Genomic DNA, 17,454 nt, shown 5'->3' on the forward strand with positions numbered 1-17,454 from the left:
TAGGCGGATATGAAAGGGCAAAAAATTTATCGTTAGGCTAATTAAGTAATGAGAAAAAGTTCTTATCTTCAAGACGAAAAAAGCCGGTCACAAGACCGGCTTTACTATTTCGAAATCAGGTTTGATGCGGTTATACCGGATCTAGCTCCAGCATGGTCTGGATATTGGCAGGCGCTTTTGCCTCCTGACCGAAACCACGCAGTCCAACAACATGCACGTGCTCGCGATCTTTAAAGATCTTACGCACCAGCTTGTAGGTGGTCCCTTTTTCTGGGCTGATATTCTCAGGTGCCGCGATAAGAAGCTGCATATCTAGACGGTCACACAGCTCAAACAGCGTAGCAATCGACTTACCATCCAATCGTGCGGCCTCATCGAGGAACAACAGGCGGCATGGGATGATATCTTTGCCCCGCAGGCGGCGGGATTCTTCTTCCCAGCTCTGAACAACCATAAGCAGGATTGCCTGGCCAGTACCGATCGCTTCACCGGTAGACAGCGCACCGGATTCAGCCTGCAGCCAACCGTCTGTACCACGGTTAACTTCAATGCTCAGCTCAAGGTAGTTACGGTAATCCAGCAGCTCTTCACCCATCACCTGAGGCGAACGCTGGCCAACATCAATATGCGGGTTCAGGCGCTGGAACAACTTGGCAATCGCTTCGGAGAACGACAAACGGTGGTTGCCGAACAAGTCCTGGTGCTGATCCTGCTGATCAGCCAAGCCTTCTAGTAGCTGCTCGTGCGTTTCGCGCACTTTCACATTCAGCCGCACGCCTTTCACCTGACCAAAGCCGATATTCTGCAGGCCCTGGTTCAGCATGCGGATACGGTTTTGCTCACGCTGGATGGTCTTGCGGATAATGTTCGCCACCGAGTCAGAGCTGATCGCCAGGCGCTGTTCGCGGGCAGTTAGCTCTTCGCTCAGACGCGCCAGCTCCACTTCCATCTCTTCGATCGCTTCGACCGGATCATCCGTACGGATGATATCGTGGCGAATACGCTCGCGAAGGTGCTGGTAAACCGCAATATAGAACAGTACTTTGCGCTCTGGGCGAGAAACATCTTCCGAGGCACGCAAGGCGTCACGCAGGTTCTCGTTGTCCGCGACTGCCAGACGCAATGCACCCAGCGATTTATCCGATAGCGAACGCAGCTCATCGGCTGACATGTAAGCCATTTCACGGCGGTGCAGGCGACGCTCGACATCACTTTCACGCGCCAGACGAAGTACCGCACACCAACCGGCTTTGGCGGTAACGACAAGCTTACGGATCTCTTGGTATTCTTTGCCTACTTTGCGCAGGCGTTTCACCAAGCCTTTCATTTCCAGCTCGACAGAAGTAATACCTTTCTCTAGCTGGCTACGGCGGGTACGCGATGTGTGTAGACGCTCGTTCAGCTCATCACGGCGCAAGCGGGCACGCTCTTCTGCTTCCACATCAGCACGTACACCCAATTCCTGAAGCTCACGCTCGAACTCCTGAACGGTTTCCAATTTCGCCTGGTGCGAACTCTTCAGCGAGGCCAATAGCTGGTTGTACTGGTTCGCCTGCGAACGAGTCTGCTTCAGGGCATCACGGCAGCGGTTACGCTCACGCTCAGCCGAAGCTAGCTTGGCTTTCAGCTGTTCGTTAAGCTCAGAGCTCTTGTTGAGCATGTCGATGGAATCAGCATAGCCAAAGTGGTGACGACGCTCTGCCAAGTCGGCAACAGCGAAGATCTTCGCTTTCAGTGTCTGAAGCTGCTTGTCGGCATCATCGTAGCTGATCTGCAGGGCATCAAACTGCTGCGGGTCAGCATCAAGCGCGGTAACCAATGATTCCAGTTCAGCAATAGCTTTGCCATGGCGGTCAAGGTATTGGCGTGCTTCATCCAGCTGCGACAGTTGCTGCTGTACTTCGTCGAAGCGTGCCTGCAAGGTGTCATCTTCCAGCAGGTTAACCAATGGGTTAATTTTACCCAGTAGGCCAAGCGCTTCGCGAGCCGCTGTTAGCTGGCTGCGCTGTTGCTGCTCTTGCGCCTGTGATTCAGAAAGCTGGCGGCTAACCTGGTTACGCTTGTCACGCGCCACTTTTAGCGCGGCTTCAGGATCGTCGTTGAAAGCCACCGCCATATGGGTCGCGACAAAGCTGTTGAAGCTCTGGTACAAGCGCTGCAGTTTCTGCGAGTCGAAAGACGCCTTGGCGTGGTCTTCAATCAGTTGCTCACGCTCTTCACGCAGGTGCTCAAGGCGCTGCTCACGGGCGGCACGGCCAAACAATGGTACTTTCGGGAAGCGCGAGTAACGCAGCTGGCGATCGTTAAGGTGAACGCATACTGCCTCTTCCAGCTCATCAACATCAAAACCACTGTCGTCAAATGAATCTGCGTCGCCTTCGATGATGTATAAGTCATCCGGGCAGTCATCCAACGCCACCAGTTTGTCTTTTATGCCTTTGAGATCCGGTACCACGATAGCGTGACGCGCCGGGCCATACATGGCGCTGAAATATGGCGCATCGGCTAGGGTGATATCGTCGTAGATTTCCGACAGCAGGCTTCCGCCCAAGGTGTCAGCCAATGCACGCAGGCGTGAATCATCACTACCGCCAGGCTGGGCCAGGCGTTCGATATCTAGCTCAATCTGCTGTTTACGGGCAGCCAGCTTGTCACGAGTCGAAGAGGCTTCACGCTCTTTGTCCAGTGTCAGCTGCATCGCTTCCATCACAGCCTGGCTATCGTAAAGCTCGCGCTCTGATTGCTCAGATAGCTTTTCCAATGCATCAGAAGCTGAAATCCACGCAGGTGCAGCCGCTTCCAGCGTTGAGATCCGGCTGGTGAGCTGCTGCTCCTGGCGGCGCATGTCATTACGCTGCTCAACCAAAGCTTCCTGCTGTTGCTCTAGCTCTTCCAAGGTTGCTTCGTGGCGTGCTTGCTGTTCTGCCAAAGCCAGCTCACCGTCAATCGTTACAGCAAAGCGCTTGGCATAGGTTTCAGCCAGTTCTGTCGCTTGACGCTGGTTGCGAACCGCACGCTCAAGGTCACGGTACTGGGCTTTTAGCTGATCGCTACGCTCAGTAATCGCGCCTAGCTGGCGTGCCTTGGCAATCAGTTCACGGGCTTTGCTACCGGCTTCTGCACGCTCAATTGAGCCTGCAATAGTGGTGACAATCTGCAGGCCTTTCTCAAACTGCTGCGCTGCTGCCGACGACATATCCAGCTTGTGCTTAAGGGCCAGCAATGCGGTTGTCTGGGTGTCCTGGTCTTGCTTCAGTTGGGCAAGGTAAGGCACTGCCTGATCAGCCAGCATCTGGTGTTCACCGGTGATATCGCGGGCTTTTTCAAGTGCCTGTACCGCCTGCTGGTATTGCAGGGCACGGGTCTGCTGCATATCCAGCGCCTGCTGGTAATCAGCCAGCTGGGTTTTCAGGCTGTCGACTTCTTCTTCAGTCAGCAGCGCCTGCTCTTCTGCCATCGCTAGCTGCTCGGCGGCTTCTTCCACCACCATCACCTGCTCTTCCAGGCGCTCGGTCAGCTCTTCCAGGTCTTCACGGTAGCGCTCGATCTTCTCCTGCTGACGCACAGCCGTTTGTACCAGCTGCAAGTGGTCAGAAGCGGCTTGGTGATCCTGCTCCAGCGCACCTTCGCGCTCGGTCAGTTCATCCAGCTCAGCCGTCATGTTGGTCAGGGACGCCTGCTGATCATCCAAGCTCTTGCGAGAGCCCATCAGCTCACCGCGCAAGCCCAGTGTTTTCTCCAGCTTCTGGCGGCGCTCGTTGGCATGGCGCATGTAGTCCGCCGCCACGTAGTTGGTCGCTTCGGTGATCAGATGTTTGAACAGATCACGATCGCTCTGGGTCAGCTTGATCGCTTCCAGCGTCATGCGGTTTTCACGCAGCGCCGCTTCCATATCTTGGAATGCTTTCTTAACGCCGCTGTTGTGCGGCAGCAGGTAGTCGCGCAGCGAGCGGGTAATCGCACTGGAAATACCACCGTAAAGCGAGGCTTCAATCAGGCGGTAGAATTTAGAGCGGTCAGTGCTGTTGCGCAGTTTCTTCGGCAGCACACCGAACTCGAACATCTGGACATGGTAGTCAGTGACCGAATTGAAAGCTTTGAACATTACGCCTTCATATTCGCTGCTAACCAACTCTTTGACTTCGTTGATTTGACGTACTCGTGCCTGGTTATCAGACAGTGTCTCAACCAAAATTTCGGTCGGTTTAACGTGTGATGGCAAGCCCTGGATAATAAATGGCTTGATATCCACCTTCTTGTCACGGCCGGCAACCTGCTGCAGTTTCACTGCAAAAATGATGCGCTGGTTCTTCGAGTTCACCACATCCAGTGCCGAGTAACAGGTACCCGGCTTCAGCTTACCGTGCAAACCTTTGTCGCGGGATGCATTGGAGCTTCCCGCTTCGGTGGTGTTACGGAAGTGAAGCAGGCTCTGATCCGGGATAAGGGATGTGATAAATGCCGCCATAGTGGTCGACTTACCGGCACCGTTACCGCCAGATAGCGTAGTAACCAGATTATCGATATCGAATGTACGGGCAAAGAAGCCATTCCAGTTGACCATGGTCAACGATTGATACTTACCGCGTTCCATTAGGCTTCACCCTCCAAACCGGCTTTGTCTAATTCTTGTTCTGGTGCGTCATCCGCCTGAAGCAAGCTTGACTGGCTTGGCTCCTGCTGGTGAACCACTACCGCTTCACCGTCACGGATCAGGCGCATCTGCGCTTCACGCACATCATCACCGACACGGACATCCGCACCAAAACGGAACACCGCCTCACTGATACGGAATTTGCCGTTTTCGCCAATAGGAATGATCATGCCAAGGCGGCGCAGACGGCGCAGCGAGGTTTTGGTCTTGTCGAACAATTTTTCGCGGTCGAGATCAGAGCCTGTCGCACGGTGAGTCACCAGCTTCATTAGCTTCTTCTCATCGGCTAGCTGCATCAGTTCGTCAAACAACTCTTGGTTGGTGAAAATCCCTTCGTGGGCCAGACGCTCCGGACTAAGGTATAGGAAACACAGTACCTTACCCACCAGCATATCAAGCTCGGTCAACACCGAACGGCTAATCAACGAGGTTGAACGCGGACGCAGGTAGAAAAAACCTTCCGGTGCGCGAACCAGTTCTGCGTTATAGCGCTTGTAAAACATCGCCAGATCCTGCTCGAACTCAATCAGCAGGGCATGGTTGTCCAAATCTTCGCTGGAAATATGGCGACCAGAGCGAAGGGCGTTATCCAGTGCCGGGAAAAGCGGGTTGGCAATCGCCTTGGCCAGCTTTTCAGGCATAAATTCTTCAATATTTGTCAATGACATTTGCTTGTACCTTGGCTCCGTAGTCATTAATAGCTTCCCAATCAGGCTGGATGGCATTGAAGTCCGACTCGGAGTAACCCAGTCGAACAGCCTGATCAATCACCAGACGCGCCATGTCGAAATGCTGCGCATGTGGGTGCTGAGCCAAATAATCTTTAAGAAGCAAACTCAAGTTAATTGCAGCGCCGGTTTCTTTGTGGGCCTGCAACATCGCGGCAATTTGTTCTGCCAGTTGGTCATTGACCAGATCCAGCTCTTCAAATTCCATTTCTTCCGGCACGATACCGGTCACTTCGTCATCACGCAGGACTAAAGCCTCATCACGCATATCGAGCAAGCGCTCGGCATCGGCGTATGTCAGCATCCATGGCGCGTCGAAGTAATCTTTCACCGACTGACGCAAGCGCTGGCTGAAAGCACGGTTCTTGTCCATGTCGATGGCAGTACGGATGAACTTATGGACATGGCGGTCATAGCCAATCCACAAATCTATCGCCTGCTGTCCCCAGTTGATGATGCGGTCCAACTTGGCTTGCAAGTTAAATACCATGGCATCAACAAACTCCAGATCCGGGTTTCCCTGGATTTCCTCCTGGATAATCAACAGCTGGGTTTGCAACTGGTCACCCGCCGCCTGCAAGGTGTCCTGCAGCTCACGGAGGGTACTGGAGGTTTCATTCAGCAGGGTTTCACAGCTACTGATCGCTGCTCGCCAGTCCTGGTTCAGCAGTTCGGCAATATCTTGCTTCACCTGTTGCTGCTGCTCGTCCATGGTGCGCTGGTTGAGATCGATACGGTCAAAGATCTCGGCCACTGAGTATTTCAGTACCGCATGGACATTCTGGCGCCAGTGTTTTTCGTCGCCGCCTTCCTGCGCAGCCGTAGCAGCCTTGTTAATCTCATCGGCAACCATGGCAAGCTGAATGGAAAGTTTCAGCGTCGAATACTCGCGGTGGCGGGCATAATAATCGGTGATCCCGAGTGCCAGCGGGCTCAGACGGTAAATACTGGCACCGTCGGTCACTTCGCTGGTAAAGCGGGAAATCAGGCGTTGGCGAACCAACTCATTAATGGCGTTGTTGGCACGGAAGGCCACGGTTTCCGGTGTCTGGTCGAACATATCACTGACAATGCGAAATGCATCGATCAGTTCACCTTCCCCTAATTCTTCATCAAAACGATCGCCGCTCAATACAGCAATCGCCAACAGAAACGCCAGCCGCTCGGTTGGCAGGTTAAGCTCAAATTCATGCTGCTTAACCCAACTGACCAACTCGGGAACGGTCTGGGTTACTTCACTCATCCGTTGTCCTTATTGCTTTTGCTTTTCAACGTCTCTGGGCCTGCTAACGGCTTTTGGGCGTAAACATGAATATATCGGCCCAGGGACAAATAAGGCTCCTGGCGGCAAAGCTTTTGCTCCATCGCCAGTACCTGTTCAAAACTGTAATCCCCGACCATGGTTGTCTGCATATAGTCGTGGAATGTGCGTACTCCGGTTTTACCGAGAATATTAAAACCAGCGTTTTCAAGCCAGCTATAGACCTCGTCGGGCTTGATCCCGTGCAGAGGCTGAAGCTTGAAGCGCTTCCTATGCGGCATCCCCTCTTCGATATGGGTCAGGTTGCCACAAATCAAGTTCTTAAACAGCAGGCCATTATAGTTGTAGAACATAACGGAAATAATACCGCCTGGCCTAACCTGCTCGAGAAGGTATTCCAGCGCCGCCTGCGGATCGGCCAGCCATTCCATGACTGCATGGAATAGCACCAGGTCTACTTGGCTATCGAGGTGCTCCCCAACCGTCTGTACCGGGCTGTGAACCAAACGATACTGCTCAAGCAAGCCGTTTTTAGCAATATCTTGCTCAGCAAGCTTCAGCATTTCGCTAGAAAGATCACATAAAGTAACGTGATGCCCTAGCTCTGCCACCTTTTGTGACAGCTGGCCAACTCCTCCACCCGCATCCAATAGGTGCAGTGGTTTATCGCTCTTCAATAGAGCTAAAATTTGCTCAAGATCTTCCCAAACAACCGTTTGGCGGATCTGGCCTTTGCCAGTTCCGTAAATATTTTTTGCAAATTTTTGCGCTAAGTCGTCAAAATTTCGATCTTCGATCACGTCAGCTTTACGTTATGATAGCGGTTCTAAAAATGTGGCTTATTTTCTCACAAGCGATAAAGGAATAAAGGCTTGTGGTGCTTTTTCGAGCTCAACTGCTGATTTTTCGGACTACATTGCATGTTTGAACTAAAAAAAATTGTCTCTGCTTTTCTTATGCCCCTACCTGCCATGCTCATGCTCGGCTTGTTTGGCTTACTACTGCTATGGTTTACCCGCCGCAAGGGGCTGGCAAGCTTTTTCATCAGCTTTGCCTTCCTTGGGATCTTCCTGGTGTCGTTCCAACCGGTTGCTACCAGCCTGCTGCGCCCGCTGGAAAAAGCCTACCCGCCTTATGTACCCTCCGGGCAGTCCGTGGATTATGTAATGGTACTGGGAAGCGGTCATGTTATTGATCATGCGATGCCGGTTACCTCGCAGCTTTCGCGTACGGCATTGATGCGCCTCAATGAGGGTATGCGGATCCATCGTTTGTTTCCCGGCTCTAAGTTGATTCTGTCCGGCTACGGCGGTGGAACCAATATCAGTCAAGCCAGAATGATGGCGAAAGTGGCGCTGGCCTTGGGGGTCAACAAGAACGATATCTTGCTGCTGGAAACCGCCAAAGATACGCGGGAAGAAGCCTTCCAGGCTGCCTCTGTCGTCGGTGAAGACAAATTGGTTGTGGTCACTTCGGCCAGCCACATGGCCCGGGCTATCGGCGAGTTCCACCAGGTCGGCTTGACGCCCACCGCCGCCCCAACCAACTTCCTTGCCAGCAATAAGATTGAACAACCTTGGGAGCGTTACCGCCCACAGGCAAAATACCTTGAGCAAACCGAGCGCTACTGGCATGAGACGCTTGGCCGTTGGTGGCAGGATCTACGCACCATGGCCGATGAAGAAGCGACAGCGGCCCAATAACCCCACTATTTTCTCATCCGTCGGCTAGTCCGTTAGCCGACGGCACTCTTCAAAGCATTATCCTGCCTGCCCCACACTCTGTTTCTCATTAAGATAAATCGACCACTCTCTATTCAATCTGAAGACAAACCCACTTTTTTTCCCTCTGGATCATCGGGAAATGCTTAACGTTTAAGCTATATGATTTTTAGATCTATTAAATTCCCATTCCTCATATCTAAAACCATCGAAATTAATTCAGATTTTGCGAGTCACATCATAATATTGCAGCCAGTTAATGAATGATGACTTTGCAAAATGGAATTGCGGGTTAATGACAACGGTAGGATTAGGTTCGATGCTCCAGATACTCAACTTGGCGGTCTTCGCCATCATTATTGCCCTGTTGGTTAAACAACAAAAATCAGAACAAACGCTGTCCAAGCGTGTATTTACCGCTTTGGGACTTGGTGTGCTTTTCGGTGGTGCACTGCAGCTTATTTACGGCGGTGGCAGCGAGGTTATTGCTGGTACCCTGGACTACGTCAACATTGTTGGCGCGGGTTATGTAAGCCTGTTGAAGATGATCATCATGCCGTTGATCACCGTGTCTATCATTGGTGCCATCATCAAGGTCAAAGACTCTGGCTCACTGGGTAAAATCTCCGGCCTGAGTATCGGTATCCTACTGGCAACGACAGCGGCTTCTGCGCTTATCGGTATCCTGATCAGCAGCATGTTCGGCCTAAGTGCCGAAGGTATTGTCCAGGGCGCTCGTGAGATCGCACGTGGTGAGATGCTGGAAACCCGCCTGACATCAGTAGAAGCCATGTCTTTTGCTGACATGATTATCTCTTTCTTCCCTGCAAACCCATTTGCTGACTTGGCTGGCAGCCGCCCAACGTCAACTATCGCAGTGGTGATTTTCTCTGCTTTCGTTGGTGTCGCAGGACTTACTGTTATCCGCACCCAGCCTGAGCTAGGCGCGAGCTTCGAGCGCTTCATGAATGTTGCGCAGGAAGTTGTTCGTACCCTAGTCCGCATTGTACTTAGCCTAACGCCTTACGGTGTGCTTGCGCTGATGACCAAAGTGGTTGCCGGTTCGAACTACGACGACATCCTAAGCCTGATTAACTTTGTGGTGGCTTCTTATGTCGGCCTTGGCCTGATTCTGGTCATGCACCTAGTGCTGGTGACTTTCGTTGGTGTGAACCCAATCCGCTACCTGAAGAAGATCCTGCCTGTGTTGACCTTCGCGTTCACCTCGCGCTCAAGTGCCGGTACGATTCCACTCAACGTTGAGACTCAGGTTAAGAAGCTGGGTAACGGTGATGCAGTCTCTAACTTCTCAGCATCATTCGGTGCCACCATGGGCCAAAACGGTTGTGCGGGCCTATACCCAGCAATGCTGGCTGTGATGATTGCGCCAACTGTAGGTATTAACCCGCTGGATCCAGGCTTCATGCTTACCCTGATTGCGATTGTTACTATCAGCTCATTCGGTATCGCCGGCGTCGGTGGTGGTGCAACCTTCGCTGCCCTAATCGTTCTGTCAGCACTGGATATGCCTGTTGCGCTGGCTGGCCTGTTGATCTCAATCGAACCACTGATTGATATGGGTCGTACTGCAGTAAATGTCAGTGGCGCCATGACTGCCGGTACCATTACTTCCCGCGTACTGGGCCAAGCGGACAACAGCCTGTTTGAGTCTGACGACGACATCGAACAGGAAACCGCGAAAACGTAAGAACTAGGAACTAGGAACTAGGAACTAGGAACTAGGAACTAGGAACTAGGAACTAGGAACTAGGAACTAAAAAATGCCACCCTCTTTATGATGGGTGGCATTTTTGTATGTGAAATCAACAGCCCCTTGTTTGAATCACCCGCAAAAATAAAATACTCAGTGAAATTTCATCCTCGTTCGGTAGAATACACCACTTGCCATACAATATGGCATTAGCGGTTTTTTACTCATCCTATACCGAACACTGAATGTCAATGCGTAACCCTATCAACCAAGCTATCGTTCTACTTATTGCGGCCAACTTGCTCGCCTCCTTCTCGGATGTTTCTTTGAAAATCCTCAATGGTGAAGTCCCTACTTTCCAGTATGTCTTCATCCGCCAGCTGCTCAGCGTCATTATGCTGCTGCCATTTTGGCTCAAGCTGCCTGTGGCAAAACGCCAGCAGGGGTGCTGCAAAATTGCCTTCTGGCGTGCCCAGTTAATCTTGATGGGTAGTGCCTGTGCCATGGTGGCAATAACGTTCTTGCCGCTGGCAACTGCCAATGCCATGTTTTACGTTGGGCCATTGCTGATACTGCCGCTATCCATCCTCCTACTAAGGGAAACGCCACCGCGATCGAAAGTTATTGCCACCAGCATTGGCTTTGCGGGTGTACTCGTCGTATTGCGCCCCGAGCACTTCCATTGGGCAGCCGTTGTCGGTCTTGGCAGCGCCTTGGCAATGGGGCTGGGTAATATATTGATTAGGAAACTGCCGAAAGATCAGCACCTGGTTTCAACTTTATTCTGGACCGGCGTCATGACCCTGCCGCTTTCGCTCGTGCTGGCACTACCACAATGGGCAAATATCGAATGGCGTCACATCGGTTGGATCATGGCTATCAACCTGTTCGTGCTGGGTTACCACGCCTTGGTGGTCATCGGTTACAAGAAGGCTGCGGCAGGCCAAATTGCCTTGGCTGAATATTCGGGGCTGGTGTTTGTCACCGCCTTCGGGGTGATGTGGTTTGATGAAATACCAGACGCACTGACTGTGCTGGGAATATTACTGATAGTGGTGCCGATGATGCCACTCAACTGGAAGCGTTTATTTAGAAACAAAACCAAAACGGCATTCAGCGAGTCTTAACCCTAAAACCAAGCACCTAAAACCTAAAAAAACGGGAGGCAAATGCCTCCCGTTTATTGATTAAATTAGCTTCTAGCCTTCGGGTTACCCGACGAGCTGACGCACTTTCTCCAAATCTTCCGGTGTATCGACCCCTGCTGGCGGCGCATCAATTGCAACTTCAACGTGGATTTTCTCGCCGTACCACAGCACGCGAAGCTGCTCTAGTGCTTCGATTTTCTCTAACGCACTCGGCTCCCAGTTGATGTAGGTGTTGATAAAACCAGCGCGGTAGGCATAGATACCGATATGGCGCATCAAATTCTGGTGGATCTCCTGCGGGCGCTTGGCAAAGTTATCGCGATCCCACGGAATAGAAGCACGGCTGAAGTAAAGCGCGTAGCCGTCTTTATCCGTCACCACTTTCACCGCATTCGGGTTGAACACTTCATCGGCATGGTCGATTTCAACCGCTAGCGTTGCCATCGGGGCACTGCTGCTTGCCAGGTTAGTTGCCACCTGACGGATAATACTTTCCGGGATCAGTGGCTCGTCACCCTGAACATTCACCACGATTTGATCGTCAGCCAGTTGGTATTTCTCAACCACTTCCGCCAGACGTTCGGTGCCTGACTCATGATCGTCTCGGGTCATGCAAACTTCACCACCAAATGCCTTAACAGCATCGACAATACGCTGGTCGTCAGTGGCAACAATCACCTGATCAGCACCGGCCTTGCTTGCCTGCTCGTAGACCCATTGGATCATTGGCTTGCCAGCGATATCAGCCAGCGGCTTACCGGGTAAGCGTGAAGACTGGTAGCGAGCCGGAATAACCACGGTAAAAGACATTATTTCACCTCTTCAGAGCTCAGAGTTCGCGCCTCTGGCTCAAGCAATACAGGGATACCATCTTTAATAGGATATGCCAGACGATCAAATTTGCAGATCAGCTCATTTTTGTCTTTGTCGAAGTTCAATTTACCCTTGCATACTGGGCATGCAACGATTTCAAGCAGACGATGATCCATACTCTTCCTTTACCTCAATGATCCGGTTAATCAAGCTTGCAGCCGACTCGGCAGGCATCTCGGCATCCACCGGTAAATACCACCAATTAGGCTGGGCGAAAGAGTGGCATTTCACCGCATCTTTCTCCGTCATGACTAAGTACTGCCCTTGTCCGGACAGCTGTTGTAATTCTTGCTCGGCAAACGCCTGATGATCAGCAAATGGCTGACACTTCACCGGGGTGATACCGAGCTGTTTCAGTGTATTAAAAAATCGTGGCGGATGGCCAATTCCTGCCATGGCAACCACATCCCCTTGGAGCCGGGCAGGCTCACACCGCTCTCCCGTGGTAAGGTTGATGAAGTCAGAGGGTGCCAACGACATTGGGATTTCGCCATCTTGAGCATTACCACCATTGCAAATAAGAAAGTCCACTTCTTGCAAGCGGTCGCAACCTTCACGCAATGGCCCCATCGGAATAAGGTGCTGGTTACCAAAACGGCGCTGGCCGTCAATCACCACGATTTCGATATCCCTCGCCAGCGCATAATGCTGAAGGCCATCGTCGGTGATGATGACATCGACATCGGGCTCAATCAGCTGAACCGCTTCTGCACGCTTGGGAGATACCGCTACAGGCACGCCCGTGCGGCGAAAGATCAGAACTGGCTCATCACCCGCTTCAGCAGTAGTACTCTGCCCGTCAACCAAATAGGGGTAATGGGGCGCTTTGGCCCCATAGCCGCGAGAGACGACCCCCGGCTTGAGCCCTGCGGCCTTGAGTTGCTCAACCAACCAAACCACAACAGGCGTTTTACCATTGCCACCGGCAGTAATATTCCCAACAACCACCACAGGTACCGACGGGCGGTAAGGTGTTTTCTGGCCGGATTGGTACTGTTGGCGACGGCGACGGCTCACCGCGCCAAACACCTTGCTCAGCGGCCATAGCAAAGGCTTGAGTACCGTCCCTGCCGGGTGGTCCTCAAACCAGATCTTTTCGATAACCGATGCCATTATTCACCAAACTGGATACGGTGCAGCTGGGCGTATGCACCATTCTGTGCCAGCAAATCAGCATGCACACCACGCTCGATGATTTCACCGTCATCCACCACCAAGATTTGGTCGGCCTTTTCAATTGTCGACAGACGGTGGGCAATCACCAATACCGTGCGGTCTTTCTGCAGCTCATCCAGCGCAGACTGGATCGCACGCTCTGATTCGGTATCCAGCGCCGAGGTTGCCTCATCGAGGATCAACACAGGTGCATTGCGCAGTAACGCACGGGCGATAGCAAGGCGCTGGCGCTGACCGCCAGACAGGCTTACACCGTTCTCACCGATAATGGTATCCAAACCGTTGTCCATGTCTTTGATAAAGTCCATGGCGTAAGCGAGCTCAGCCGCTTTTTCGATATCAGCGCGGCTATAAGTATCACCGCTGGCATAAGCTATGTTGTTGGCAATCGTATCGTTGAACAAATGAACGTTTTGCGAGACGACAGCCACCTGATCACGCAGATTGCTTAGCTTGTAGTCACAGATGTCATGCTCATCAATACTGATACTGCCTGAGTCGATATCGTAGAAACGGGTCAGGAGGTTGGCAATCGTACTCTTGCCCGAGCCTGAACGACCAACCAGAGCCAGCGTCTTCCCAGCTGGCAGGTCAAAGTTCACATTCTTCAACGCAGGCGCATCTTTGGTTGGATAAGTGAAGGTCACATCTTTCACTTGAATATCACCCTTCACGCGCTTGGCTTCATACTGGCCATGGTCTTTCTCAGTTTCCATTTCCATCAAGCTGAACAAGGTCTGGCAAGCGGCCATACCGCGCTGGAACTGAGAGGTCACGTTAGTCAGGGACTTTAGAGGACGCATCAAACCAAACATGGAGCCAAAAATAAGCGCAAAAGTACCCGGAGTCAGTGATTCGCGCAGCGCTTCAGTATTGGCAAGGATCAATACCACTACCAACGCTAACGAAGCAATGACCTGAATCACCGGGTTAGCAATCGCCTGGGCAGAAACTAGCTTCATGGTTTGCTGGCGCATCCGGTTACTCACCTGCTCGAAACGCTCCTGCTCAACCTGCTGGCCACCATAGCTCAACACGACTTTGTGGCCTTTCAGCATTTGTTCGGCTGAAGAGGTTACCGAGCCCATGGCATCTTGCATATTTTTGGAAATACCGCGAAAACGCTTTGATACCACGCGGATACTGATTGCAACGACTGGTGCAATCACCAATAAGATAGCCGACAGCTGCCAGCTGTTGTAGAACATGATCGCCATCAGGGCGATAATCGTTGCCCCTTCACGAACCAAGTTCACCAGCGCCCCGCTGGTTGCCGATGCCACCTGCTCGGAATCATAGGTAATGCGAGATAGCAATTTGCCTGAAGATTCTTTGTCAAAAAAGCCCACTGGCATTTTCATGAAGTGATTGAACATCTGGCGACGCATGCTCATTACCACATTGCCAGATACCCATGCGAGGCAGTAGGTCGAAACAAAACCGCTGACCCCACGCAGGATCATCAAGCCCAATAAATAGATTGGCATCATTGCCAGGAAATTCGATTCGATACCGTCTATACCACCGAAACTTTCATCCATCAGCGGTTTAATCATCGAGAGCATCAATGCATCACTTGCGGCATTGATAATCAATGCAACAACAGCGACAGCCAGGCCGGCTTTGTATAGGCTAATTGAAGGCCAAAGTCGCTTAAACGTCTCCCAAGTGGTTTGATCGTTCGAAGTAGTCATGGAAACCATTTTTTCTTAAAGACAATTTTTCCATTCTACTCGCATAAAGGCCGGAGACCAAATAAGTTAACCCTACACGTAATCAAACTGCTTGTTTTTCAAGCAGCCTTTCTCAACACTGGCGCAGGGTATCGTTTTCTATTTGAGCAACGCTGGCCGAAACCAGCTGTCGGCCCGATCTTGGCGGTGGCGTATCACCTCTATTTCCCCATGGTGTATCGTTAGCGTGACCTGCCCCGACTCTGCCGTCGACAGCCACACCACTCCCCTATCGAGATAACGTTGGCGAACGTCAGGTGATGGTAGCTGCCAAGGATTAAAGCGTGCCACCGACACCAGCGCATAGCTCGGCGTCATCTTGCCCAGCCATCCCATTTGGTCAAGCCATGTCGCTGTCGAGGAGCTGAGGCTGCCATGGTGAGGCACCAGTAAAAGATCCGGTGACAGGTCAGGCTCTAGCCTTGCCAGCAGCAGTTCGGACACCGCATCGATATCCCCGGTCAGCAGCACAGATACCCTACCCGTTTCGCCCGCGCTGTGTGGCTGCTTGACTTCGATGACGCAAGAGTGTGGATTCGCCGCCCGCTTAACCTGCCTTGGCGGCCAGAGCACCCGGAAATGGAGGTTTTGCCACTGCCAGTGCTCACCTCGGATGCAGGGTTGGTAGCCATCGCGTTGGTCACTGCTCCTTTTCCATATTGGCTTAAACGTCTCCACAAGGTAGTCTGCCCCTGCGGCATGGTCGCTGTCGGCATGGCTCAGTATCAGCCCATCTAGCCTTTTCAGCCCCCTTTGTTTAAGCACCGGCTCAATGACCGAACTGGCAATGGAGCCACCCGGCCAACGGTTCCCGGTATCGTAAAGCACACTGCGGTTGCCCGACGAAATCAATACTGCCAAACCATGCCCGACATCGAGCATGTCAATCTGCCATTCCCCTTGTCCCGCCTCGCTATCCTGCGCAGGCCTTGCCAGCAAAAGACTTATCGCAACCAAGGTGGTAATCAACGCAGTAAAGCGCCTTTCCGGAAGCAGCCAGAGCAGCACGACAATGACTGCAGCAAACCCTACCCAGCGCCCCTGGCTATCATCGAGCACCCACCATCCCCCTCGTGCCCACTCTGCCAGCCAAAGTACCGGAGACAAGGTTAAGTCAGCCAATTGCCAACATCCGTGGGAGAGGTACTCGAAAGGGGAAAAAGCAATGGCGACAAGTACCAAGGGGACGGTCGTCATACTCACCCAAGGCACGGCCATCAGGTTAATCAGCGGTGCCCAAGGGGAAAACCCACCAAACCAGATCCATTGCACCGGTAGCATCAAAGAAAGTAGCGTAAGCTGCATCAGTGCCAGCACCTTCAGCTTGCCAAACCACCGTCGGTAAAACACCGCCTCAGGGCGAACGTCATACCTCACCCCGCTTGAATGGGCCAAAGCAATGACAGCGACCGCGGAAAACGAGAGCCAAAAACCGGCGTTGTATGAGGCTAGCGGGTTACTGGCTAGGCTGGCAACAAACACGACCAGCAAGATCTGCCAACCCGGCCAAGTAATACGCAGCCGAAGCAGCAAGAGTGCCACCAAGCTCATCAGCAATGCCCGCTGGGTAGGCAGCGTAAAACCTGCCAACCAAGCGTAGGCTGCCCCCGCAAGCAGCCCTAACCATAACGGTAACCAAATTGCCTGCGGCCAATCACCGGCAAGATTCCGTATGACCCCACCACTCCACCAGCCCAGCATGATCGCAAGGCCGATATGCAGTCCAGATATCGCCATTAGGTGAGCCAGCCCACTGTCACGCAGAAGTCCCCAGTCATCGTCTTCCAGCGCGCCACGAAAGCCGAAACCGAGTGCCAGCAGGTATGCCTGGTGGCTCAACCCATCGGTCGATTCCACCCCATGTTCAAATACGGTTTGACGCAATCTCGCCAATGTATTCTGCCCATGGTTCAGCCGCTTTCCGGAGACAACCACACCTACCCCGTGAATCCCTTTGCCGACGAACTGCTTTTCCCTGTCATAGCCTGCGCTATTGACCCGGCCATGAGGAGGCCGAATCCTGACTTGCAACTCCCAGCGTTCTCCCTGCCTCATAATGGGAATATCGGTTTGGTTTTGCCAACTCAGCCTTAATCGCAGTGTTTTACTTGATCGAAAATCTGCCTGACGTAATTCTGACGTTACAAAATCAAACAAAGTATCTAATTTCTTATGATTTAATAGGCTACTAACTTCACCAACTATGGTAATATTCCTCGGCTCAATAAAAGCCAGTTGGACGTTTTTTAGATAGGATGTTGCGGCGAGATTCGCCAAACAAGCACCGATCGCGATGTAGATCAAAAGTCGCCACCGGAAATAGAAACACACTACACTGCCTATCATTAAGGCTGTAATAAAACCATGATAGGTTGGCAATGCCGACCAGAAATGAAGCGATAGCAGTCCAAGTGCAACCCCGGCAGCGCTTTTGTTCATCTCAAGCCTG

General features: G+C 52.3%; 12 protein-coding genes. 3 read left to right on the forward strand and 9 right to left on the reverse strand.

Going from position 1 to position 17,454, the window contains the following annotated elements:
- Positions 1 to 130: 130 nt before the first annotated feature.
- The 4 genes from mukB to cmoM are packed head-to-tail and all read right to left on the reverse strand — an operon-like array spanning position 131 to position 7,443.
- Positions 131 to 4,594 (reverse strand): chromosome partition protein MukB, encoded by a 4,464-nt coding sequence (mukB, locus tag ACXAGQ_RS01245; RefSeq protein ID WP_475251121.1) that lies wholly within the window; start codon positions 4,592 to 4,594, stop codon positions 131 to 133.
- Positions 4,594 to 5,322: a chromosome partition protein MukE gene (mukE, locus tag ACXAGQ_RS01250; RefSeq protein ID WP_475251123.1), complete on the reverse strand. Its 729-nt coding sequence runs from the start codon at positions 5,320 to 5,322 to the stop codon at positions 4,594 to 4,596. The genes mukB and mukE overlap by 1 nt, the downstream gene beginning before the upstream one ends.
- Positions 5,303 to 6,625, reverse strand: coding sequence for a chromosome partition protein MukF (gene mukF, locus ACXAGQ_RS01255; RefSeq protein ID WP_475251125.1), 1,323 nt, complete (start codon positions 6,623 to 6,625; stop codon positions 5,303 to 5,305). The genes mukE and mukF overlap by 20 nt, the downstream gene beginning before the upstream one ends.
- Entirely contained in the window at positions 6,622 to 7,443 is an 822-nt protein-coding gene (cmoM, locus tag ACXAGQ_RS01260; RefSeq protein WP_475251127.1) for a tRNA uridine 5-oxyacetic acid(34) methyltransferase CmoM, read from the reverse strand. The genes mukF and cmoM overlap by 4 nt, the downstream gene beginning before the upstream one ends.
- 120 nt (positions 7,444 to 7,563) lie before the next feature.
- Between cmoM and elyC the strand changes: the two genes are divergently transcribed.
- The 3 genes from elyC (at position 7,564) to ACXAGQ_RS01275 (ending at position 11,202) form a co-directional block, all read left to right on the forward strand.
- Positions 7,564 to 8,346 (forward strand): envelope biogenesis factor ElyC, encoded by a 783-nt coding sequence (gene elyC, locus ACXAGQ_RS01265; protein ID WP_475251129.1) that lies wholly within the window; start codon positions 7,564 to 7,566, stop codon positions 8,344 to 8,346.
- A 337-nt stretch (positions 8,347 to 8,683) separates the two neighbouring features.
- A complete protein-coding gene (locus ACXAGQ_RS01270; RefSeq protein ID WP_475251131.1) occupies positions 8,684 to 10,072 on the forward strand; it encodes an L-cystine transporter in 1,389 nt (462 codons plus the stop codon).
- A gap of 254 nt (positions 10,073 to 10,326) precedes the next feature.
- On the forward strand, positions 10,327 to 11,202 hold the full coding sequence (locus ACXAGQ_RS01275; protein ID WP_475251133.1) for a DMT family transporter: 876 nt from the start codon (positions 10,327 to 10,329) through the stop codon (positions 11,200 to 11,202).
- Between the two features lie 84 nt (positions 11,203 to 11,286).
- On the opposite strand, the gene kdsB is transcribed toward ACXAGQ_RS01275, so the two are convergent.
- The 5 genes from kdsB to ACXAGQ_RS01300 all read right to left on the reverse strand — a co-directional run bounded on the left by kdsB (position 11,287) and on the right by ACXAGQ_RS01300 (position 17,444).
- On the reverse strand, positions 11,287 to 12,033 hold the full coding sequence (gene kdsB, locus ACXAGQ_RS01280; RefSeq protein WP_475251135.1) for a 3-deoxy-manno-octulosonate cytidylyltransferase: 747 nt from the start codon (positions 12,031 to 12,033) through the stop codon (positions 11,287 to 11,289).
- Positions 12,033 to 12,212, reverse strand: coding sequence for a Trm112 family protein (locus ACXAGQ_RS01285; RefSeq protein ID WP_039468742.1), 180 nt, complete (start codon positions 12,210 to 12,212; stop codon positions 12,033 to 12,035). Before ACXAGQ_RS01285 ends, kdsB begins: the two co-directional genes overlap by 1 nt.
- The gene (gene lpxK, locus ACXAGQ_RS01290; RefSeq protein WP_475251137.1) at positions 12,193 to 13,209 is read right to left on the reverse strand and encodes a tetraacyldisaccharide 4'-kinase; all 1,017 of its coding nucleotides are present in this window, start codon (positions 13,207 to 13,209) and stop codon (positions 12,193 to 12,195) included. Before lpxK ends, ACXAGQ_RS01285 begins: the two co-directional genes overlap by 20 nt.
- Positions 13,209 to 14,966 carry a lipid A ABC transporter ATP-binding protein/permease MsbA gene (gene msbA / locus ACXAGQ_RS01295; RefSeq protein WP_475251139.1) on the reverse strand — a complete coding sequence of 586 codons (1,758 nt, stop codon included), beginning with the start codon at positions 14,964 to 14,966 and terminating at the stop codon, positions 13,209 to 13,211. The genes lpxK and msbA overlap by 1 nt, the downstream gene beginning before the upstream one ends.
- A gap of 138 nt (positions 14,967 to 15,104) precedes the next feature.
- Positions 15,105 to 17,444 carry a DNA internalization-related competence protein ComEC/Rec2 gene (locus tag ACXAGQ_RS01300; RefSeq protein WP_475251141.1) on the reverse strand — a complete coding sequence of 780 codons (2,340 nt, stop codon included), beginning with the start codon at positions 17,442 to 17,444 and terminating at the stop codon, positions 15,105 to 15,107.
- Positions 17,445 to 17,454: the final 10 nt, after the last annotated feature.

Source organism: Photobacterium sp. ABD4_091, assembly GCF_056160145.1.

Bases quoted from the DNA above. Each gene is read 5' to 3' on its own strand.
- elyC (WP_475251129.1), top strand. From the start codon at position 7,564: ATGTTTGAACTAAAAAAAATTGTCTCTGCTTTTCTTATGCCCCTACCT.
- ACXAGQ_RS01285 (WP_039468742.1), bottom strand. From the start codon at position 12,212: ATGGATCATCGTCTGCTTGAAATCGTTGCATGCCCAGTATGCAAGGGT.
- ACXAGQ_RS01270 (WP_475251131.1), top strand. From the start codon at position 8,684: ATGCTCCAGATACTCAACTTGGCGGTCTTCGCCATCATTATTGCCCTG.
- kdsB (WP_475251135.1), bottom strand. From the start codon at position 12,033: ATGTCTTTTACCGTGGTTATTCCGGCTCGCTACCAGTCTTCACGCTTA.
- mukE (WP_475251123.1), bottom strand. From the start codon at position 5,322: ATGTCATTGACAAATATTGAAGAATTTATGCCTGAAAAGCTGGCCAAG.
- mukB (WP_475251121.1), bottom strand. From the start codon at position 4,594: ATGGAACGCGGTAAGTATCAATCGTTGACCATGGTCAACTGGAATGGC.
- lpxK (WP_475251137.1), bottom strand. From the start codon at position 13,209: ATGGCATCGGTTATCGAAAAGATCTGGTTTGAGGACCACCCGGCAGGG.
- mukF (WP_475251125.1), bottom strand. From the start codon at position 6,625: ATGAGTGAAGTAACCCAGACCGTTCCCGAGTTGGTCAGTTGGGTTAAG.
- msbA (WP_475251139.1), bottom strand. From the start codon at position 14,966: ATGACTACTTCGAACGATCAAACCACTTGGGAGACGTTTAAGCGACTT.
- ACXAGQ_RS01300 (WP_475251141.1), bottom strand. From the start codon at position 17,444: ATGAACAAAAGCGCTGCCGGGGTTGCACTTGGACTGCTATCGCTTCAT.
- ACXAGQ_RS01275 (WP_475251133.1), top strand. From the start codon at position 10,327: ATGCGTAACCCTATCAACCAAGCTATCGTTCTACTTATTGCGGCCAAC.